Genomic DNA, 18,977 nt, shown 5'->3' with positions numbered 1-18,977 from the left:
AATCAAAGCCCGTTGCGGGCCGAACGACGGCCAGGACCTGTGGATCTGAGCCCCGGTAGCCTGTCTTGGCTAAAATCAGCTTGCTACGTTGTCGTTCATCGCACTGTGCAGACCTTCCATAGGTCAGTCGTTGAGATGAGCACGAAGTTCGGCGAGATATATCAACGGCGGTTGGTTCGTTGGTACATCACGTCCGGTGCACGCAGCGGGGCTGGCCTGCCACTCCACCCTTTTTGCGCGGCTTGTCCTTCGACCCCTCAGGCAAGGGCAAGCCGGCTGTCGCCCCCGATGGAATGAGGCCGGACTTCCTTCCTGATTTCCTTCAAAAGGGTCTTTTCCGCGACCTTGGGTTCATAGGCCTGCTGCAGGTTCAGCCACGACTGCGCATCGCCCCCGAAAAACTGTGCGAGCCGCAAGGCCGTGTCCACGGTGATGCCGCGCCTTTCCAGCACGATGTCTCCGACCCGGGAGGGCGGCACGTTGAGTGCCTTCGCCACCGCATTGGCGCTGAGACCCAGTGGTACCAGGTACTCTTCTTTCAAAATTTCGCCCGGATGGATCGGGCGCATGCCGTTCTTCGCCATGGTGATCTCCCGTCAGTGATAGTCGAGAATCTCAACGTCCATGGGCCCCAACGGAGTCCACACAGACTCGGTACTGGCCATTGTCGCTGTGGCCACCGCACGCGGCCGCTGCGCGCTTTCACTGTGCCGGCTTGCGCGCCGGTGGTTTCGCCGCAGGCACCTGCCCCTTGCCCGCAGCCTTGGGCCCCACCCCCGTGGCCACGCGCTTGCGGAACTCGGCCAGGCGGGCCTTCAGGCGCTTTTCGTTGTCCGGGCCCATGCGCACCAGCATCTTCTGGCCGCTCGACAGCCCCTGCAGCTGCGGGTCCACAAACTCGTAGCGCACCCAGGGCCGGGTGGAAGTGACCTCGCCCTTCACCTCGGTCAGTTCCACCAGCAATGGGCCGGTGGGCTCGGGCGTCTTGAGCAGGTGGTCGAGCACGGCCACCAGGCGGTCGTTGAAGTATTTGCCCGGGTAGCCCAGCTCTTCGTAGGCTTGCTGGAACAGCGGGTACAGCCGCGCGTACACCGCCACGGCCTGGTCGACGGGGATCGCCTCGGCAAAGGCCACGAAGGCGCTGTAGCGCCCGGCATTGCCGCCTGCAATGGCCAGTTGGCCGTGGGTGCCGGGCACACCCTCCACGCTGAAGCGGCGCGGCGCCAGCTGCACCGGCCACATGCGCGAGGGCGCCTGGGCGCGCGGCAGGTTGTCCACTGTGGCCACCACGCGGCGCACAAAGCCGTCGAGCTGCAAGAACGAACCCACCGAGGGATGCCCCAGCAGTTCGGTCAGCGCCTGGGCCACTGCGGCATCGGACTCGGCCAGTTCAGGCAGTTGGGCGGCGTCGGCCGGGGCCAGCGGGTCGATGAGGTTCTGCGGGCCCGTGGGCTCCGATGCAGCAGCCACGGGTGCCGATGCGGCCGCCTCGGGCGGCGCAGTGCTGGCGGGTGGCTCGGCCGGTGTCCCGGAGTTGGCCTGCCAGCGCCACCATGCGTAGCCGGCGCCCAGCACGGCCACGACCGACAAGGCCGCGATCCATCCGGTGGACGACCTGCTGGCGCTGCGCGCCGGCACCGGGTGGTGGTCGCTGCGCAGTTCGGAGAAATCGCGGTCGGGGTCGAGCACTGGATCGGGCATGCAGGGGTCCTTGCGTCATGGGCCGGGGTTCGGCCAACGCAGCGGCCCGGATGATCATGGCCTGACCATTGGAAACCCTTTAGGTTCCGGCAAGACGTAACGCCCTGTTTTCGTCATGGGCACGCTGCACGCAAGCAACAGCGTGCCCAGACGCGGGAGATTCCTACAAGGACTGCAACCAGTCCACCGTAGCGGCCAGCTCGGCCGGGCGGATCTCGTGCATGCCCGGGAACTCGCGGTAGCTCAGGGTGACGGGCAGCTGCGCGAAATGCTCGCGGATGGCATGGGCCTGCACCAACGGGATCACGTTGTCCTGCGTGCCATGGCTCACCCACAGCTGCTTGCCCTGCAGCGCAGCGGCCGGCGCGGCGGCTGGCAGCACCTGGGGCAACAGCCGGCTGTGCCACACCATCGCGGCCTGCAGCAGCGCGGGCTGGGTGAGCAGCAGCGACAGCGACATGATGCCGCCCTGGCTGAACCCGCCCACCACCACGCGGCTGGCCGGCACACCCAGTTGCGATGCAGCGGCCTCCACCGCCTGCGCCACCAGCGCGCGGCTTTGCAGCTCCTGCGGCTCGTTGATGGTGCGGTCGCCATTGGGCGCCACCGAAAACTCGAACCAGGCGTTGGCCCCCGGCCCCATGCGGAACGGCGCGCGCAGGCTCAGCACATGGAAGCGCCCGGGCACATGCGGCGCCAGGCCGAACAGGTCCTGCTCATTGCTGCCCACGCCGTGCATCAGCACCAGCAGCCAGGGCTCGGTGGTGCCGGCGGCGGCGGGGCGGTGCAGGTAGGTCAGCGGCAGTTGAGGTGTAGTCATGAATCTTGATGTTGAAAGGGTGCCAGCAGAAGAGGTTTGTTCGCCGCTCAGTGTGCAGCAGGTTGCAAGGCAAATGCGTCCATCGACAACATGCTGTACATCACCTCGCGGCTCAGGTACTGCGCCTGCAGGTCATCGCCGGCCGCACCCAGCGCGAAAAAAATGGGCAGGAAGTGGTCTTCCGTCGGGTGAGCGCGCGCCGCATGCGGCGCCTGGCTGCGGTAGTCGAGCAGCGCCTGCATGTCACCGCGGGCCAGCGCATCCTCGATCCAGCGGCTGAACTCCAGCACATAGGGCGCGGGCTCGCGCACGCCGCCAAAGAACTCGGACAGGTTGTGCGTCATGCTGCCCGAACCCACCACCAGCACGCCCTGGCTGCGCAGCCCGCGCAGCGCCGCACCCAGCGCAAACACCTCGGCAGGGCCTGCGCCCGCCGGCAGGGCCACCTGCACCACCGGCAGGTCGGCGTCGGGGAACAAATGCATCAGCGGCACCCAGGCGCCATGGTCGAAGGGCCGCGCGGCATCGCCCTGCGCGGCCACGCCGGCCGCCTGCAGCAAGCCCAGCACCTCCTGCGCCAGCGCGGGCGAGCCCGGGGCCGGGTACTGCAGTTGGTACAGCGCCTGCGGAAAACCGCCAAAGTCATGCCAGGTGGCCGGCTGCGGCCCCGTCATCACCTGCGGGCTGCGCGCCATCCAGTGCGGCGACAGGATCACCACGCCGCGCAGCCCGGGAAACTGCGCCCGCAGCCCTTGGCCCCACTGCGTGAGCGCAGGGCCGGTAGTGCCGGCGTCGATGGCGAACAGCGGCGCACCGTGCGATACGAACAGGGCGGGGACGGTGGCGGGCGAAGACAAGGGGACTTGGGTGGTGGCGGACATGGTGGGGCTACTCTCTCTAGGGTCTGAGAGGTACTTTAGGACTTACGCAGGTCGAGACCAAGCCCCTGGGGACAAACGGATTGTTGCGTTTTTGAGGTCAATCGAGCCCTTGAAGCACACACATCAAGACACGCAGACCCACTCAGTCCTTCACCCGCCCCCGCAACGCCTTCGTCTCACTCCGCTGGCTCTTGCCCTCCAGCCGCCGCTGCTTGGACCCATACGTCGGCTTGGTCGCCCGCCGCACGCGCGGCGGCGCGGCCACGGTGTTGACCAGGGCGTTCAGGCGCTCGATCGCATCGCTGCGGTTCTGCTCCTGGCTGCGGTACTGCTGGGCCTTGATGACGACCACGCCGTCTTGCGTGATGCGCGAATCGCGCAGGGCCAGCAGGCGCTCCTTCACGCCTTCGGACAGCGACGACGCGGCGATGGGAAAGCGCAGGTGCACGGCGCTCGATACCTTGTTGACGTTCTGCCCGCCCGCGCCCTGGGCGCGCATGGCGGTGATCTCGACCTCGCGCTCGTCGACCTGCAACACGGCGACCTGGCCGTTGACGCGCGGGGCCTCCTGCGGCGGGCGGGGTGGGCGTGGCGCTGCCTCGGGCAAGGCAGCTGCTACGGCAGGCGCCAATGGCTTGGGGTCGAGCGGGGTGTCTGCCATGTCAGCCCCTTCTACCCGCTGCGCCATCGGCCAGCGCCGCCAGCAGCGCCTGCAAGAAAACCTCGGGCCGCTCGAACTGCACCCAGTGCCCGGCGTCGGCCACCAGGGCCATGCCGCGAAAGTCCGGCACGGCGGCGGCATATGCAGCCTCCAGCTCGGCCATGAAGCCCTGGTACAACGCATCGGCTTCGCCGTAGATCACGTGCACCGGGCAGGTCACTTGCGGCAGCGAGCGGGCCAGGATGTCGGTGCGCGCCAGGCGGCGGCGCGTCATGCGGTCGCGCACCACATTACCCACATGCACTACGAGCGCCAGGCCTTCGACCAGGGCCGCATCGCGCAGCATCAGCACGGCCAGGTTGTAGCGGTGCATGTCGAGTTGCTCGGCGGGCGGCAGGTGGCGCCAGCCTTTCAGGCGCACAGGCCGTTCGGCCACCACGCCCATGGCGGGGGCACCCACCACCACCAGCTGGCGCGCCAGTTCAGGGTGGGCCGCCAGCGTGAGCCCGGCGGTGAGCCCGCCGAACGAAAAGCCCACCAGGTCCACCGGCCGGGGGCCGAACAATGCACGCAGGCCATCGGCCATGGGCTCGACCAGCGCATCGGCATCGCCGCCCGTGGGAGGGGTGGCCGAATCGCCAAAGCCCGGCAGGTCGGGTATCCATATCTGGCGGCCGGCAGCGGCCAGGGGCTCGATGTTGCGCACCCAGTGCGTCCAACTGCCGCTGCCGCCGTGCAGCAGCACCAGCGGCGGTACATCACCTTGGGCCTCGCCCCAGCTGTGCCACACCATGTCACCACTGCCGCAGGGGGTGGTGTGGCGCTGGGCCAGGGCGCGCAGGCGGTCGATCTCGGGGGAAGGCAGGCGGGCGACCTCGCGCGCAGGGGCTGCGGGGTGTTGGTCCTCGTCGTCCCCAGCGGTCATCACATGCCCGCCAGGCCGTCGATGGCCAGCGCGTAGCCGCGCACGCCAAAGCCGCACATCACGGCCTTGGCCGCTGCGGCAATGTAGGAGTGGTGGCGAAAGGCCTCGCGCGCATGCACATTGCTGATGTGCAGCTCGATCAGCGTGATGGCCGTGCCCTTGGTGGCATCGTGCAGGGCCACGCTGGTGTGCGTGTAGGCGCCGGCATTGAGCACCACACCGACCAACTCGCCAGCAGCATGCAGGCGGCCGGCCTCATGGATCCAGTCCACCAGCGCGCCTTCATGGTTGCTCTGGTGAAAACGCAGCGCAAAACCGTGGCGCTCGCAGGCCTCAACGCACATCTGCTCCACATCGGCCAGGGTGTGCGCGCCGTACACGGCGGGTTCGCGCGTGCCCAGCAGGTTCAGGTTGGGGCCATTGAGGACAAAGACGGTTTTCTTCTGGGCAGACGACATGGTGCAGCAGCTCTCCGGGCGTTGGGATGGGCTTGCCGACCATATGCCAGGCAAGCCGTGGTGGAAGCGCCAAAAACTCTTCCTGCCAACGCGGGATTATGCGGTGCCCGCCACCGCCGCCCCAAGCACCCAGGCGTACCACACAGGGTGGCAGCGCCGGGTCCGGGCGAAGCCCTTTCAGGGCCTCGTCAAGCCGGGATCAGCGGTCCCAGCGACCACGACCGCCGTGGCCGTGGTGGTGATGGCCGTAGCCACCGCCGCGGTAGTAGTAGGCCGGGGGTGGGGGCGGCGCATAGTACACAGGCGCTGGGGGCGCATAGTAAACGGGGGGCGCAGCCTGGTACACCGGGCGCGGTGCGTAGTACACGGGCGCTGGGGCCGAGTACACGGGTGCGGAATACACCGGGTAGCCGTTGCCCACGCCCACCACCACACCTGGCGAACTCAGGCCTATCGACCAGTTGACATCGCTGCGGGCCTGGGCGGAGCCGGCGGCTGCAAAGAGCGCCAGGGCCACACCAGCGGCGGCGGCCATGGACTGGATAGAACGGGTTTTCGTCATGTAAATCTCCTGGTAGTGGAGGCGGCACCCTTGGTTGGGATTCGCCTCACTGGTACTCAACGCACCAGATGTCCGAAAGGATGGCACGAAACACCATCTTTATTGTTTCTTTACGTACACGTGAGTGCGCACTCCTGCGCAATAGTTCACACCAAAACGTTTCAGCGTAGGGGCCGGCAGGCTGTTGCAGGCGCCCACAGACCATTTTTGGGGGACCCGTGGAGTTACAAATCGGGCACAGAGGGCCCAGGCTGCAGCGTGCAGCCAGCCCCCTGGCGCCCCTGGCCGCGCTGCACCGCAGCAAGCGGCCCGGCCTGCCCATAAAATGGCCCCATGACCACGTCCACCCCAGCCAACACCCCTGCCGCAGCCCCCGAAGCGGCCCCTGAGACCGCCAAGACGAGCAACTTCCTGCGCCAGATCATCGAGAGCGACCTCGACAAGGGCACCTATGCCAGCCGCCAATGGGGTGGCACGCCGGGCGATGCTGCACACCACGCCAAGGGCCAGCCCGACCCGGCCAAGATCCGCACGCGCTTCCCGCCCGAACCCAATGGCTACCTGCACATTGGCCACGCCAAGAGCATTTGTATCAATTTTGGCCTGGCGCGCGACTACGGCGGCGTGTGCCACCTGCGCTTTGACGACACCAACCCCGAAAAAGAAGACACCGAGTACGTCAACAGCATCATCGATGCCGTCAAATGGCTGGGCTTTGACTGGAACGGCAGCCCCAACGCCGCGCCCTACCAGGCCAGCGACTATTTCGACTTCATGTACCGCGCGGCCGAATACTTGGTCGAGGCCGGCCACGCCTACGTGGACGAGCAGACCGTGGAGCAGATGCGCGCCAACCGCGGCGACTTCGGCAAACCGGGCGTCGACAGCCCCTTCCGCGCCCGCACGCCGGCCGAAAACCTGAAGCGCTTTCGCGAAATGCGCGATGGCGAGCACGAAGACGGGTCCATGGTGCTGCGCGCCAAGATCGACATGGCCAGCCCCAACATCAACATGCGCGACCCGGCGATCTACCGCATCCGCCGCGCAACGCACCACAACACCGGCGATACCTGGTGCATCTACCCGATGTACACCTATGCCCACCCCATAGAGGATGCGCTGGAGCAGATCACCCACAGCCTGTGCACGCTGGAATTCGAAGACCAGCGCCCGTTTTACGACTGGCTGCTGGAGCGCCTCACCGAAGGCGGCCTGCTGGGCAACCCGCCGCCGCGCCAGTACGAGTTCTCGCGCCTGAACCTCACCTACGTGATCACCAGCAAGCGCAAGCTCGCCCAGCTGGTGTACGACCATAAGGTGAGCGGCTGGGACGACCCGCGCATGCCCACCATCGTTGGCCTGCGCCGGCGCGGCTACACGCCCGAATCGCTGCAGGTGTTTGCCGATCGCATCGGCGTGACCAAGAGCGACAGCTGGATCGACTACAGCACCCTGGAAGGCTGCCTGCGCGAAGACCTGGAGCTCAAGGCCTTCCGCGGCATGGCCGTGCTCAACCCCGTCAAGCTGGTGCTCACCAACTGGGACGAGGTCATGGGCGCAGGCCACCTGGAGCCCTGCACCCTGCCCTCGCTGCCCCACCCGCCCGAAGGCGTGGAAAGCCCCGAGCGCCACTTCACCATCGGCAAAGAGGTGTGGATCGAGCGCGAAGATTTTGAAGAAGTGCCCCCCAAGGGCTACAAGCGCCTGTTCCCCGGCAACAAGGTGCGCCTCAAGGGCGGCTACGTCATCGAGTGCACCGGCTGCACCAAGGATGCCGACGGCAAGATCACCGAAGTGCTGGCTACCGTGGTGCCAGACACCAAGAGCGGCACCCCCGGCGCCGACAGCGTCAAGGTCAAGGCCGCCATCACCTGGGTGGGCGTGGCCGACGGCGTCAATGCCGAAGTGCGCATGTACGACCGCCTCTTCCTCGAAGCCCAGCCCGACGCTGGCGGCAAGGACTTCATCGAAGGCCTGAACCCGAGCAGCCTGAAGACGGTGACCGCCATCGTGGAGCCCTCCCTGGCCAATGCGATGCCGGACGACAAGTTCCAGTTTGAACGCCACGGCTACTTCGTTGCCGACCGGCTGGACCACCAGCCGGGCAAGCCGGTGTTCAATCTGGCGGTGGGGTTGAAGGATTCGTGGGGCAAATAAACCCCACACACAGCACAAAGGCGCCCAGGGCGCCTTTGTGCTTTTGAGGCACCACGGTCTTGACGCCACAGAGGCACAATCCATCGGTGACCGACCACTCCACCACCGAAGCAGGGCCTCGGGCCATCATCATTGCCGGGCCCAATGGCGCGGGCAAAACGACGTTCGCGCGCGAGTTCCTGCCGGTGGAGGCCCGATGCCCTGCATTTGTCAACGCGGACTTGATAGCGGCGGGCCTGTCGCCCTTTGCACCGGAGGCAGCCGCCCTCAAGGCGGGGCGCATCATGCTGGCGGAAATCGACGACCATGTGACCCACCGGCGCAGCTTTGCGCTGGAAACCACCCTGTCCGGCCGCATCTATGCCACCAAGATCCGACATTGGCGCAATCTGGGCTACCGGGTGATCCTCTTTTTCCTTCAACTGCCCAGTGCGGACATGGCCATCGAGCGGGTGCGCTTGCGGGTGTCGCAGGGCGGGCACAACATCCCTGATGAGGTCGTTAGGCGGCGGTTTGATGCGGGGCCGTTCCATCTGAACCACACCTACCAGCCCATCGTCGATGCCTGGTTTCTGTACGAAAACCAGCACCGGCAGCCATTGCTGCTGGACCAAGGTCTCGCCCCAACCGATGACCTGGCCCAGGCTGCATTGTCGGCGCTTGCCAGGGCAGGCCTGCGTGCAGCGGAAGACGCGCGCAAGGCAAACACCCATATGGTGATCACGGTGGAAGGCAAGGTGCAGCACGTCAGCCCAGTGGAGTACGTCCGCCTGCGCCAAGCCCTGCAAAAGGCACCCGCGTGATGGCGGAGAGCCCACTGTCAGCCCTTCCCTACCCCACCCTTCGCACTCAGCTGATGCCGGCCTAACCTCGCCAGCAGCACCATGGCCCCTTGTTCGTGAAACAACGGAGGTCCCTATGCCTACGACAACCGCACCTCGCCAGACGCTCATCGATCTGGAAACCCAATTCTGGCAAGCCATGGTCGACGAGAACATCGGCGCCGCCACCGACCTGCTGGCCGAGCCCGCCATGATGGTCAGCAGCCACGGTGCGCTCCAATTCGACCGCACCATGTACGGCAAGATGGCCAAGGAAGGCCCGATGGTGGTCACCGCCTTTGAGTTCAGCGACATGCAGGTGGTGTTCCCGACCGACGCGATGGGGATCCTGACCTACCGCGTGAAGCAGGGCGTGGCGCCGCGCGGCGACAAGGCCCAAAGCACCGAGCAGGTGATGCACGACAGCTCGACCTGGATCCTTGCCGATGGCCAGTGGCAATGCGTGATGCACACCGAGACGCCCGTGGAAGATTCCATGAAGGTGCCCACCAAGCACTGATGGCGAAGTGACTGCGGTGCAGATGCGTGCGCAGGGTTTTAAGATCGGCGGTCTTCCTTCAACCAACCACAGGCGGACATGTCCGCCCCGGATCTTCTCTTTTCTCCGCATCCCATGAACTTCGCCGCCCGCCTCCAGCAACTGCCTTCCGCCTCCCACCTCGCCGCCCTGCAACTGCTGGGCGCCGATGGCGAGGTGCTTGCCACCATCGAGAACAAGCCCGGCCAGACCGGTTCGCTGGTGGTGTATGCCGCGCTGGCTGCGCTGTACGGCGGCAGCATCACGCCGGCAGCGGCGCGCCTGGGGCTGGAGTGGTATGGCGAGCACGTGGCCGATGCCAAGGCCTTTCCGGGCAAGCACCCCAATATCGACCGCCTGCTGGGCTGGGCCGAAGGCAGCGAGAGCTACCGCGCTCAGGTGATTGCCCAGGCCTGATGGCACGGCGCACCGGGCTCCAGTCAGCCCGGTGAATCAGCGGCTTATTACTTCAGCCACTTGTCCGAGGCACCTTTCAGGACGCCCCGGCTGTCGATCTGGCCCCAGACGAAGTTCATCACGCGGGTGTAGTCCGCATCGTCCTTGGGCAGCATGAAGCCCAGGTAGCTCTTGGGCGTGAGCGGTGCGTCGATGAAGGCGGCGAAGAGGCGCGGGTCGGCCTTGCTGTAGACCAGGGCTTCATAGGTTTCAGTGATCATCACATCGCCCTTGCCTTCGGCGATGAGCGCCGGGATCTCGGCGTTCTTGTCATGCGTGCTGACCTGGGCGGTCTTGAGGTTCTGCAGCACGAAGGTTTCGTTGGTGCCGCCAGGGTTCTTGATCACGCGCACAGTGGGCTTGTTGAGGTCGTCCACGGTGGTGTACTTGGCCTTGTCGGCCGAGCGCACCAGCGCCACCTTGCCGAAGGGCGCGTAGCCGGGCAGCATTTCGATCAAACGGATGCGCGCCACGTTGCGCGTGATGCCGCCCACGGCGATGTCGAACTGGTCGGACTGCAGGTCTGCCATCAGCTTGGGCCAGGAGGTCTGCACGTACTCGATCTTCACGCCCAGCTCCTTGGCCATGGCTTCGATCACGTCGATGTCGTGGCCCGACAGGCCGGCGTCGGTCTTGATGGCGAAGGGGCGATAGTCACCGGGCGTACCGACGCGCAGCACCTTGGTTTCCATGATCTTGTCCAGGCGCGGGCCGGCCTGGGCGCCCTGGCTCAGGGCAAAGGTGGCGACCACGGCGGTCACGGCCACGGCAAGTAGTTTCTTGGCGATCATTTCAGGGCACTCCGAAGGGGGAAGGGTGAGGGTACGGCTGTGTGCGACCACCACTGTCCGCGCGGGCGGTTCGCAACAAAAGGATACAGCAGCAGGCACTGCATGCAGAGTTCATGCCCGCCTGCCGCCCGGCACCGCGCGCGGTGCAAGTCCGTCAACGAGTCCGTCAGCGGCTGAGCTCGGGCATCGCCCCGTTCATGACATCGGCCGCGCCCAGCACGTCCTCGCGCAGGCGCAGGGCGCGCGCTCGCGTGGCAGGCACGCCGCCGAAGCGCGTGGCGCAGTAGGTCTCCAGAGCGCGCTGCGTCCACTGGTGGGCCAGCGGTGCCAGGCCGGGTGCAGACGACCAGTGTTCGCGCACGGACTGGCCGGGCAGCGGCAGGTGGCGGCGGGCACGCAGGCACCAGGTCAGGGCACGTGCCGACACCTGCATCGACCGCTCGGGAAACCAGCGCGACAGACTCCATGCCACGGCCAGTGCCAGGCGGGGCGCCCAGCGGTAGCGGTAGCGCCACAGCAGCCAGGCCGCCAGCGCCATGGCCAGCAGCACCAGCGGGTTGCCTACACCGGCTTCACCACCCGATGGCGGTGGTGGCTCGGCCTGCGGGTCACCCGGCTCCCCCGTGCCACCAGAGCCCCCGGGTGACGAGGCAGACGGCCCACTGCCGCGCAACCAGTTGCGCAGCGCCTGGGCCGCGTCCAGCGCGCCGTTGATGGCGCCGCGCTGCCACTGCGGTGCAAACGGGTCGCGGCCGGCATCGCGCATGCCGTCGAGCATGCGGTCCCACGGCGAAGGCGCCGGGCCGGGCCGGGGCCGCGACTGGCCAGGGCGCGCAGCGCCGCCCCAACCACCGCCCTGGTTGCCCGCACTGCCGCTGCCCGCGCTACCGCCCTGCCCCCCGGCGCGTTGCTCACCGCGGCCATCGGCCTGGTTGCCGAAAGGCGGCTCGTACAGGCCCGGCACGTCGCCACCGGGCAGAAAGCCAAAGCCCAGCACCGGCGGCCTTGGCACAAAAAGAAACAGGCAGGCCGCGATCACGCACGACACGGCGACAAAGCCCGTGGTCATGGACAACTGGGTCCAGCGCGAGAGGTCCACGCCTTCAGCATGCAGCCAGGCCAGCGCCAGCGCGCCGAACAGCCACGCGGGGCCCAGGTAGAACCACAGGCTCCAGTCGGCGGCGTAGTGCGTGGTGGTCAGAAAGCAGACGGTGAAGACCACCGTCATCGTGAAATACAGGTCGCGCCGCGTACGCAACTGGGCGGCGCGCGCACCCATGACCACCATCAGCACCAGGCAGACCCAGCGGGCGAAGGGGTACAGCAGGAAGCCGGGGACCAGCGCGAGCACCAGGCCCACCAGGGCCATGCCCCGCCACAGCCCGCGGCCCGCGCCCTCGCCACCACGCCAGTTCAGCACGCCCGCGCCGAAGCCCAGCACCGCCCACGCCAGCCACAGCACACAGAACACGCCAAAGGCCATGCGGCCACGGTCCACGTACGAGAACGCAAAGCCGGTAAACAGGTAGCACAGGCCGGCAAAAACGATGGTGCCGCTGCTGCGCAGCGGTGGTGATGGCGGCTCCTGCGGGGGCACTTTGCGCGCCTTGCGGGCGGCGGTGGCGTGGGGTGACGGCTTTTTCATGGCGCCTCCTGCAGCACCGTGGTCACGCCGGCCTGCGCTGCCACCGCACGCAACTGCTCTGCGTTGGCCCGGTGCGTGAGGGCGCCTTTGGGCCCGAGGGCAATGCAGGTCACCACCGTGCACGGCAGGCGCGCGAGTTCAGCCAGCGCTGCCTGCAGATCTGCCACGGCCAGGTCACCCGGCACGACCAGGGCGATCTGCTCGCCCGCGCGGGCGTCGGCGGCCACGCGGGCACAGGCCTGGCGCAGTTGTTCGGGGCTGCTGGGCAGGGCCGAGGCCAGGGCCTGGCGCACCAGCGCTGCATCCTGCACGGGGGGCCTGTCCTTGGCCTCGCCATCGGCTGCGGGGTAGAGCACTACCTTTGCGCCCTGGGCCAGCGCCGCATCGCACACGCCGGCCGCCAGGCGGATGGCCTGCTCGCCCGCACTGCGCGGGTCGCCCAAGGCAGGCGCCCCGGGTGCATGCACCACCAGGCGCAGGGCCAGCGCGCCCATCTGCTGGAAATGCTGAATCACCAGTTCGCCCACGCGGGCCGATGCGCGCCAGCTGACCCGGCCCACTGATTCACCCTGCTGGTATTCACGCAGCAGGCCCAGCTCGAACGACTGGCCCGTGTGGCGCGTGGCCAGGGTGCCCGAGGCGTCGGGCGACACGCTCCACGGCAGTGGCCAGTGCACGGCCTGGGGGCGGGGCAGCACGTGCACGGCAATGCCCGTGTGCTGCTGCGGCATGCTGCGCCGCGCCTGCAGCAGCCCCAGCGGAAAGCCGCTGGCCAGCCGCACCGCCACCAGCCGGTAGTGGCCCCGGCAAGAAAAGCGCGCCAGACGCCCGAGCACCGGGGCGGCGCCCTTGCGGATGACCGGCACGGTCTGGCGCAGCACCATGCGGTGGCCGGCCCATTCCCATTCGGTCTCCACATCGACCATGAAGGCGGGCCAGCGCACGCTGCGCTCCACCACCAGGCCCAGGTCGCAGGCAGCACCCTCCTGCACCTCTGCCACGCCGTTGTTCTTCAAGCGAACGGACATGCCGCGCAGCGACAGCCAGGGCAGTACGAAGCCCAGCACCGTGAGGGTGGTGAGGAACAAAAACATGCCGTAGACCATGGGGTCGCGGCGGTTGAGCGCGGCCAGCAGCAGCGTGCAGCAGAACGCGACGAGCACGCGCGAGCGGGTGAGCAGGCATTCCATGCCGGGCTCAGACCGGCGTGCGCTGGAGCATCAGGATCGCCTGGACGATGTCGGCCGCATCCTTGGCCTGGGCGCCCTGCCCCTGCACGATGATGCGGTGTGCCAGCACCGGCGCGGCCACTTCGCGCACCACGGCCGGGTCCACGTAGCTGCGCCCGCGGATGCAGCTGAGTGCGCGCGCCATGCGCGCCAGGCCCAGCGTGCCGCGCGGGCTGGCACCGAAGCGTATGTCCACATGCTTGCGCGTGGCCCCCACAATGGCCGCAATGAACTGCGCCACCTCGGGGGTGATGGACACCTCGTGCGCCGCTGCCACCAGCCGCTCGAAATCGCCAGCCCCGCACACCGGCTGCAGCCGGCTGATGGGGTGCGCGTACTGCTGGCTCTGGATCAGCCCCGCTTCGGTCGCCGCATCGGGGTAACCCAGCGACAGGCGGATCAAAAAGCGGTCAAGCTGCGCCTCGGGCAACGGGTAGGTGCCCGCCATGTCGATGGGGTTTTGCGTGGCCAGCACGGCGAACGGGGCCGGCAGCGGCAGGGTCTGCCCGTCCAGCGTGATCTGCCCCTCTTCCATGCACTCGAGCAGGGCCGACTGGGCGCGCGGGTTGGCGCGGTTGATCTCGTCGGCCAGCACGATGTTGGCGAACACCGGGCCGGGGCGCAGGGTGAACGAGCCATCCTTGGGGTTGTAGACCGGCCCGCCCACGATATCGGACGGCATGAGGTCGGCCGTGAACTGGATGCGCTTGAACGACAGGCCCACCGACACCGCCAGCGCGCGCGCCAGCATGGTCTTGCCCAGGCCGGGCACGTCCTCGATCAGCAGGTGCCCGCCGGCCACGATGGCGGCGAGCGCCAGTTCCACCTGCTGGTGCTTGCCCTGCAGGACTTTTTCGACATTGTGGATGATGGCCTGCGCCGTGCGCGCGTGCGGCTGCTGTGCGGCGTCTGTGGCCGTTTGTGTGAGATCCAACGAACTTCCCCCTCTTGTAGGTCAAAAATTCTAAGGGGCAGCCCGCGCAGGTCCAAGCCCCATATTGCGCAGGGGAATGCCTGCCCGCAGCCAACCCATGGAACCCCGTCCCCGCACGCCGGGCCGAATGCGGTTACCCTGCCCGCATTCACCAACCGAGAACACACACCATGACCAAAAAACTCAAAGTCACCATCGAAGTCGAAATGTCCGTCCCCGAGGACTGGTCGCTGGTCGAAACCTCCGAAGGCACGCCCGTGCTGAGCCTGCCGGATGGCCGCTTCATGGACATCGCCATCGAGCCCCTGTTCGCCACCGACCCCGAAGAGCTGTGGAGCAGCCCCGAGGATGACGACGCGCTGCACGAAGTGCTCGACATGGTGGACAGCGAAGCCGTGACCTACGAGTTCGTCACGCATTGATGCACCCCGTGGCGCCGCGCGCTGCCTCCGCTCGATGGAGGTCGCGCTGCGGCGGCATGGCAATTCAATACAGGCTGTAGTGGTAGTCGTAGCTGCGCAGCCAGAGCCGAGGGTTCCGGGGGCCATCGAAGTGCAGCTGCAGCAGGTTGGTGCGCGGGTTGGCGGTGTCCACCACCAGTTCGTCGTCGGCCTCGGGCGAGTCCAGGTCCGATAGCGCAAAGCGCTGGAACACATGGGTCAGCGCGGCCTCGGTGGACTTGGGGCGGTAGTCGTCATCGAGCAGCAACTCGGGCTTGGCGATGTGATCCTGGTGCAGCCAGTACCACACGCCTTCATTGGGCGCGCCGGGCCGGGCACCGGGGTTGCCCTTGTCGCCCCAGGTGCTGGGTGGCTCGCCGGGCGTGGCGCCCGCCGGGTCCCACGCCAGGGCGCCCAGCCCATCCCCCACCTCGACGAACACGGCCAGGCTGCGGTCGTAGCGGGCGCGCACCGCAGGCGGGAGGATCTTGTCGAGCCCATCGGCACCGGTGCGCTTGTAGCCCCAATCGCCCAGCAGCAAATCGGTCACCTTGCCCATCTGGGCGGCCGGCAGGAAGTTGGAGTCACCGATCTGGATCTGCCAGTCGCCCAGTACCTTCACCAATGGGGGCAGTGGCGCGCCCAGGCTCTTTTCCAGATCCGCGAAGGCGGCCTTGGCAGGCTTCTTCTTGGCACCGCCGTCACCGGGCTCGATGGAGATGCTGTCTTCCAGCTTCTTGGCCAGGCCACGGATGCGCTCGATCCAGGGCTTTCCCTGGTCGTACAGCGGGGCCGAGAAGGACGCCATGTCGCGCACCTTCCAGCTCCTGTCGAACGGTGAGGCCTTGCCGCCGATGGTGACAGTGCCTTTGAGCCGCACGCGCTTGAGGCCCGCAGGCAGCGCGAACACCAACGCGGGCGGCTTCTTGAGCCCCGGCTGCGTGGCCTTGTGGTCGAGTTGAGCAACCACCTTGCCATCGACGATCACGTCGGCCACCAGGCTGTCGCCCACTTCGATCCAGGGGTGGATGCCGGCCCTGCCTGCAGTGGGGCCGTCCGCCGCAGAAGCGGCCATACCGGGAACACCCGCCATCAGAGCCCCGAGCCAGCCAGATAGTCCCGCCAGAATGCTTCGCCGCTGCGCCATGAAAATCCCTCTTCCCTATTGTTTGACGGCGGGATTGTAGGAAAGCGTAACGCACTGCAAGCCTACAGCCACCTTGAGAAAGTAACCAGCTGTGAATGAAATGTCATGACCTGGGCGAAGATGCCTACAGCTGCGACTCCAGCAAAGCCGCCAACCGCTCGGCCAGCCTTTCCTTGAGCGGCCGCTCCAGCCACTCCTCATGGGTCACGCGCCGTGACTTGGTCAGATCCTCCTCGAACACGCGCGTCTGGCGCTCGGCGAACGCAGCGTCGTAGACATTGAGGTTGGCCTCGTCGTTGAGGCGAAACGAGCGGTTGTCGAAATTGGTGGAACCGACCGACACCATGCGCTGGTCCACGATCATGACCTTGCAGTGGTACATGCTGGGCTGGTACTCGTAGATCTCGGCCCCGGCCTCCAGCAGCGGACCCCAGGTGGCACGCGAGGCGGCCTTGACGGTCTCGGTGTCGGTGTGCGGCCCGGGCGTGATGAGGCGCACACGCACGCCGCGCTTCAAGGCATCGAGCATGAGCTGGCGCGTGAGGTCGTCGGGCACGAAGTAGGCGACCGACAGGTCCAGGCTGCGCTCGGCTGCGGTGACGGCCATGTGGTACATGAGCTGCATGCTCTCGCTGCCGCTCGACGGCGAGCTCGAGAACATCTGCGCCCGCTGCGTACCCTGGGGTGCGATCGCCGGAAAGTACGCGTCCCCATGCACCACCTTGCCCGTGACCTTGAGCCAGTTGTCCAGAAACGTGGCCTGCATCTGCGCCACGGCGGGCCCGCGCACCTGGTAGTGCGAATCGCGCCAGTGGTCGGGGTCCTGGCCATTGCCCGTCCACTCCGGGGCGATGCCCACGCCGCCGGTGAAGCCGACCTGCCCGTCCACCACCAGCAGCTTGCGGTGGGTGCGGTTGTTCAGGCGCGCCAGGTTGTACCAGTGCGGCTTGTGGAATTTTTCGACGAGCACGCCGGCCTCCTTCATCTCGGCCAGGTAGCTCTCCTCCATCTTGGCGCTGCCCACCCAGTCGAGCAGCACATGCACCGCCACACCCGCGCGGGCGCGCTCGGCCAGCGCGTCGGCAAACTGCTTGCCGATGTCGCCGGACCAGTAGATGTAGGTCTCGAAGGTCACGCTCTTTTGCGCCGAGCGGATGGCCGCGAGCATGGGCGGAAAGATCTGGTCGCCGTTGATCAGCTCCTTGACCTCATTGCCGGGGAGGATGCCCGGGCCCAGCAGGCTGCCCATGGCGCGCTCGAACTGCGGGCTGGCGCTGGTGTACAGGCGCGGTATCTGGTGCTGCACCTTTTTCTCGCCGGCCGTGAAGTTCAGGGCAAAGAGCACGAGCGCGGCCGTGGCCACGAAGGTGAGCAAGACGATGCGCAGGGTGCGGCCTGTTTTTTTCATGGCGCGATTGTGGGCGGGGCCCTGGCGGGCCGATGTAGGCCGACATCGTTTCAAAGGCCCGGCACAATGGCGGCCTGCTTCGCCGTCTACCCGCCATCGATTTGCCCAAGGTCCGAACTTCCGTGCCCCATTCCGTCCGCAACGCCATCCTCCCTGCCGAGACCTCTTCCATGAACCGCCGCACCGCGTTGCTGGGCGCAGCCAGCGGCCTGCTGGCCCTGCATGCGCCCGCGCTGCACGCCAAGGCACCGCCCGCCCCCACGCTGTGGCCGCAGCCGCTGCAGGTACCGGGCGGCGTGGCCCGCCTGTCGCTCGGCCCAGCGGCCAAGCGGCCGGCAGCGCATGCGGGCGATGTGCCGGTGCTGGTGCTGGGCGATGCCATCGAATGGACGGCCATCGTCGGCATACCGCTGGCCGCCACACCGGGCCCTGCGCACATCACCGTGCAGCCGGCCGGTGGCGGTGCGCCCCGGCAGGTGGCCTATACCGTGTCGCCCAAGAAGTACAAGGAGCAGCACCTCACCGTGTCGCCCCGCACGGTGGACCTGTCGCCCGAGGACCAGGCACGCTACGAGCGCGAGCGCGACCACCAGGCGCTGGTGATGGCCACCTTCACCGAGCAGCCCGCAGGCGTGGCCCTGGATTCGCTGCGCATGCGCGTGCCGGTGCCGGGGCGGCGTTCTAGTTCGTTCGGGCTGCGCCGGGTGTTCAATGGCCAGGCGCGCAATCCGCACAGCGGGATGGACATCGCCGCGCCCACGGGCACGCCGATCCTCTCGCCCCTACCAGCGCGCGTGATCGACACGGGTGAGTATTTCTTCAACGGCGGCACGGTGTGGCTGGACCATGGCCAGGGCCTGCTCAGCATGGTCTGCCACCTGAGCGCCGTCGACGTGAAGGTGGGCGACGTGCTGGCCACCGGCCAGCGCCTGGGCGCCGTGGGCGCCACCGGCCGCGTGACCGGGCCGCACCTGCACTGGGGCGTGATGCTCAACCGCACCATGGTGGACCCGGCCCTTTTCGCGCCGCAGGCGTGATGGCAAGCGCCATGGCACTTGACCACGACACACTTCGCACAGGCCGCGCACTGGCATCTGCCGTCTTGGCACTGTGCTGCGCAGGCTGCGCCGTGGTGGCTGTGGCCGATGCGGCGGTGAGCGTGGCGGCCACCACGGTGAAGGTGGGGGCCAAGGTGGTTGGGGCTACGGTGGATGTGGGGGCTGCTGGTGTGAAGGCGGTAACGGGCGGCAGCAGTGATTGACGCGCCGCCTTGCGTGCATCCTGCAGGCGGCGTTTGATTGCAATGGCCTATGGCTGTGTGCATGACCTGCAGGTCAGGGCCGGCGCCAAGCGGTTCTGCGGTTCTGGTGGGATGGGTGCTGCATGCCTGCGTTGAGGGCGGG

At 67.4% G+C, this 18,977-nt stretch carries 21 protein-coding genes; 7 read left to right on the top strand and 14 right to left on the bottom strand.

All coding sequences use genetic code 11. The features are described 5' to 3' along the window. Positions 1-257: 257 nt before the first annotated feature. From ASE28_RS28475 to ASE28_RS28440, 8 genes are all read right to left on the bottom strand, one after another. Positions 258-584: a HigA family addiction module antitoxin gene (locus ASE28_RS28475; protein WP_057199510.1), complete on the bottom strand. Its 327-nt coding sequence runs from the start codon at positions 582-584 to the stop codon at positions 258-260. Positions 585-702: 118 nt separating this feature from the next. Beyond that, positions 703-1,701, bottom strand: coding sequence for a DUF3014 domain-containing protein (locus ASE28_RS28470; protein ID WP_082608306.1), 999 nt, complete (start codon positions 1,699-1,701; stop codon positions 703-705). Between the two features lie 163 nt (positions 1,702-1,864). After that, positions 1,865-2,521 carry an alpha/beta hydrolase gene (locus ASE28_RS28465; RefSeq protein WP_057199508.1) on the bottom strand — a complete coding sequence of 219 codons (657 nt, stop codon included), beginning with the start codon at positions 2,519-2,521 and terminating at the stop codon, positions 1,865-1,867. A 47-nt stretch (positions 2,522-2,568) separates the two neighbouring features. Then, positions 2,569-3,402 carry a class III extradiol ring-cleavage dioxygenase gene (locus ASE28_RS28460; protein WP_057269462.1) on the bottom strand — a complete coding sequence of 278 codons (834 nt, stop codon included), beginning with the start codon at positions 3,400-3,402 and terminating at the stop codon, positions 2,569-2,571. A gap of 142 nt (positions 3,403-3,544) precedes the next feature. Next, positions 3,545-4,009, bottom strand: a complete 465-nt coding sequence (gene arfB / locus ASE28_RS28455) for an alternative ribosome rescue aminoacyl-tRNA hydrolase ArfB (protein ID WP_369818315.1) — start codon at positions 4,007-4,009, stop codon at positions 3,545-3,547. 55 nt (positions 4,010-4,064) lie between these two features. Next, complete coding sequence (locus ASE28_RS28450) at positions 4,065-4,988, bottom strand: alpha/beta fold hydrolase (protein WP_057269461.1); 924 nt, start codon at positions 4,986-4,988, stop codon at positions 4,065-4,067. Further along, entirely contained in the window at positions 4,988-5,446 is a 459-nt protein-coding gene (gene aroQ / locus ASE28_RS28445; protein ID WP_057269460.1) for a type II 3-dehydroquinate dehydratase, read from the bottom strand. Before aroQ ends, ASE28_RS28450 begins: the two co-directional genes overlap by 1 nt. A gap of 199 nt (positions 5,447-5,645) precedes the next feature. Beyond that, positions 5,646-6,008, bottom strand: coding sequence for a hypothetical protein (locus ASE28_RS28440; RefSeq protein WP_057199504.1), 363 nt, complete (start codon positions 6,006-6,008; stop codon positions 5,646-5,648). A 333-nt stretch (positions 6,009-6,341) separates the two neighbouring features. Between ASE28_RS28440 and ASE28_RS28435 the strand changes: the two genes are divergently transcribed. From ASE28_RS28435 to ASE28_RS28420, 4 genes are all read left to right on the top strand, one after another. Further along, entirely contained in the window at positions 6,342-8,165 is a 1,824-nt protein-coding gene (locus tag ASE28_RS28435; protein WP_057269459.1) for a glutamine--tRNA ligase/YqeY domain fusion protein, read from the top strand. 86 nt (positions 8,166-8,251) lie between these two features. After that, positions 8,252-8,968 (top strand): zeta toxin family protein, encoded by a 717-nt coding sequence (locus ASE28_RS28430; protein WP_082608305.1) that lies wholly within the window; start codon positions 8,252-8,254, stop codon positions 8,966-8,968. A gap of 115 nt (positions 8,969-9,083) precedes the next feature. Then, on the top strand, positions 9,084-9,506 hold the full coding sequence (locus tag ASE28_RS28425; protein WP_057269458.1) for a nuclear transport factor 2 family protein: 423 nt from the start codon (positions 9,084-9,086) through the stop codon (positions 9,504-9,506). 114 nt (positions 9,507-9,620) lie between these two features. Next, positions 9,621-9,941, top strand: coding sequence for a DUF2322 family protein (locus tag ASE28_RS28420; protein WP_057199499.1), 321 nt, complete (start codon positions 9,621-9,623; stop codon positions 9,939-9,941). A gap of 47 nt (positions 9,942-9,988) precedes the next feature. Here ASE28_RS28420 and ASE28_RS28415 read toward each other — a convergent pair whose 3' ends face one another. The 4 genes from ASE28_RS28415 to ASE28_RS28400 all read right to left on the bottom strand — a co-directional run bounded on the left by ASE28_RS28415 (position 9,989) and on the right by ASE28_RS28400 (position 14,579). Beyond that, positions 9,989-10,771 carry a transporter substrate-binding domain-containing protein gene (locus tag ASE28_RS28415; protein ID WP_057269457.1) on the bottom strand — a complete coding sequence of 261 codons (783 nt, stop codon included), beginning with the start codon at positions 10,769-10,771 and terminating at the stop codon, positions 9,989-9,991. A gap of 166 nt (positions 10,772-10,937) precedes the next feature. Continuing rightward, the gene (locus ASE28_RS28410; RefSeq protein ID WP_057269456.1) at positions 10,938-12,416 is read right to left on the bottom strand and encodes a DUF3488 domain-containing protein; all 1,479 of its coding nucleotides are present in this window, start codon (positions 12,414-12,416) and stop codon (positions 10,938-10,940) included. Further along, positions 12,413-13,606: a DUF58 domain-containing protein gene (locus tag ASE28_RS28405; protein WP_057269455.1), complete on the bottom strand. Its 1,194-nt coding sequence runs from the start codon at positions 13,604-13,606 to the stop codon at positions 12,413-12,415. The genes ASE28_RS28410 and ASE28_RS28405 overlap by 4 nt, the downstream gene beginning before the upstream one ends. A 7-nt stretch (positions 13,607-13,613) precedes the next feature. Then, a complete protein-coding gene (locus ASE28_RS28400; protein ID WP_057269454.1) occupies positions 13,614-14,579 on the bottom strand; it encodes a MoxR family ATPase in 966 nt (321 codons plus the stop codon). A 170-nt stretch (positions 14,580-14,749) separates the two neighbouring features. Between ASE28_RS28400 and ASE28_RS28395 the strand changes: the two genes are divergently transcribed. Then, a complete protein-coding gene (locus ASE28_RS28395) occupies positions 14,750-15,001 on the top strand; it encodes a hypothetical protein (RefSeq protein ID WP_057199495.1) in 252 nt (83 codons plus the stop codon). Positions 15,002-15,065: 64 nt separating this feature from the next. Here the strand turns inward: ASE28_RS28395 and ASE28_RS28390 are convergent, their stop codons facing one another. After that, positions 15,066-16,094 carry a hypothetical protein gene (locus tag ASE28_RS28390; protein ID WP_235516241.1) on the bottom strand — a complete coding sequence of 343 codons (1,029 nt, stop codon included), beginning with the start codon at positions 16,092-16,094 and terminating at the stop codon, positions 15,066-15,068. Between the two features lie 196 nt (positions 16,095-16,290). After that, on the bottom strand, positions 16,291-17,574 hold the full coding sequence (locus tag ASE28_RS28385) for a phosphatidylserine/phosphatidylglycerophosphate/cardiolipin synthase family protein (RefSeq protein ID WP_057269452.1): 1,284 nt from the start codon (positions 17,572-17,574) through the stop codon (positions 16,291-16,293). 170 nt (positions 17,575-17,744) lie between these two features. Between ASE28_RS28385 and ASE28_RS28380 the strand changes: the two genes are divergently transcribed. Together ASE28_RS28380 and ASE28_RS28375 are read left to right on the top strand one after the other, a co-directional pair. Next, positions 17,745-18,611, top strand: coding sequence for a M23 family metallopeptidase (locus tag ASE28_RS28380; RefSeq protein ID WP_082608304.1), 867 nt, complete (start codon positions 17,745-17,747; stop codon positions 18,609-18,611). Positions 18,612-18,622: 11 nt separating this feature from the next. Continuing rightward, positions 18,623-18,835: a hypothetical protein gene (locus tag ASE28_RS28375; RefSeq protein ID WP_057269450.1), complete on the top strand. Its 213-nt coding sequence runs from the start codon at positions 18,623-18,625 to the stop codon at positions 18,833-18,835. Positions 18,836-18,977: the final 142 nt, after the last annotated feature.

Source organism: Acidovorax sp. Root219, assembly GCF_001428665.1.
GTDB lineage: Bacteria > Pseudomonadota > Gammaproteobacteria > Burkholderiales > Burkholderiaceae_C > Acidovorax.
Note: the sequence above shows the minus strand (reverse complement) of the source record. Positions and strands in the feature narration are given on the sequence as shown.

Bases quoted from the DNA above. Each gene is read 5' to 3' on its own strand.
- ASE28_RS28475 (WP_057199510.1), bottom strand. From the start codon at position 584: ATGGCGAAGAACGGCATGCGCCCGATCCATCCGGGCGAAATTTTGAAA.
- ASE28_RS28470 (WP_082608306.1), bottom strand. From the start codon at position 1,701: ATGCCCGATCCAGTGCTCGACCCCGACCGCGATTTCTCCGAACTGCGC.
- ASE28_RS28465 (WP_057199508.1), bottom strand. From the start codon at position 2,521: ATGACTACACCTCAACTGCCGCTGACCTACCTGCACCGCCCCGCCGCC.
- ASE28_RS28460 (WP_057269462.1), bottom strand. From the start codon at position 3,402: ATGTCCGCCACCACCCAAGTCCCCTTGTCTTCGCCCGCCACCGTCCCC.
- ASE28_RS28450 (WP_057269461.1), bottom strand. From the start codon at position 4,988: ATGACCGCTGGGGACGACGAGGACCAACACCCCGCAGCCCCTGCGCGC.
- aroQ (WP_057269460.1), bottom strand. From the start codon at position 5,446: ATGTCGTCTGCCCAGAAGAAAACCGTCTTTGTCCTCAATGGCCCCAAC.
- ASE28_RS28440 (WP_057199504.1), bottom strand. From the start codon at position 6,008: ATGACGAAAACCCGTTCTATCCAGTCCATGGCCGCCGCCGCTGGTGTG.
- ASE28_RS28435 (WP_057269459.1), top strand. From the start codon at position 6,342: ATGACCACGTCCACCCCAGCCAACACCCCTGCCGCAGCCCCCGAAGCG.
- ASE28_RS28425 (WP_057269458.1), top strand. From the start codon at position 9,084: ATGCCTACGACAACCGCACCTCGCCAGACGCTCATCGATCTGGAAACC.
- ASE28_RS28420 (WP_057199499.1), top strand. From the start codon at position 9,621: ATGAACTTCGCCGCCCGCCTCCAGCAACTGCCTTCCGCCTCCCACCTC.
- ASE28_RS28415 (WP_057269457.1), bottom strand. From the start codon at position 10,771: ATGATCGCCAAGAAACTACTTGCCGTGGCCGTGACCGCCGTGGTCGCC.
- ASE28_RS28410 (WP_057269456.1), bottom strand. From the start codon at position 12,416: ATGAAAAAGCCGTCACCCCACGCCACCGCCGCCCGCAAGGCGCGCAAA.
- ASE28_RS28405 (WP_057269455.1), bottom strand. From the start codon at position 13,606: ATGGAATGCCTGCTCACCCGCTCGCGCGTGCTCGTCGCGTTCTGCTGC.
- ASE28_RS28395 (WP_057199495.1), top strand. From the start codon at position 14,750: ATGACCAAAAAACTCAAAGTCACCATCGAAGTCGAAATGTCCGTCCCC.
- ASE28_RS28390 (WP_235516241.1), bottom strand. From the start codon at position 16,094: ATGGCCGCTTCTGCGGCGGACGGCCCCACTGCAGGCAGGGCCGGCATC.
- ASE28_RS28385 (WP_057269452.1), bottom strand. From the start codon at position 17,574: ATGAAAAAAACAGGCCGCACCCTGCGCATCGTCTTGCTCACCTTCGTG.
- ASE28_RS28380 (WP_082608304.1), top strand. From the start codon at position 17,745: ATGAACCGCCGCACCGCGTTGCTGGGCGCAGCCAGCGGCCTGCTGGCC.
- ASE28_RS28375 (WP_057269450.1), top strand. From the start codon at position 18,623: ATGGCACTTGACCACGACACACTTCGCACAGGCCGCGCACTGGCATCT.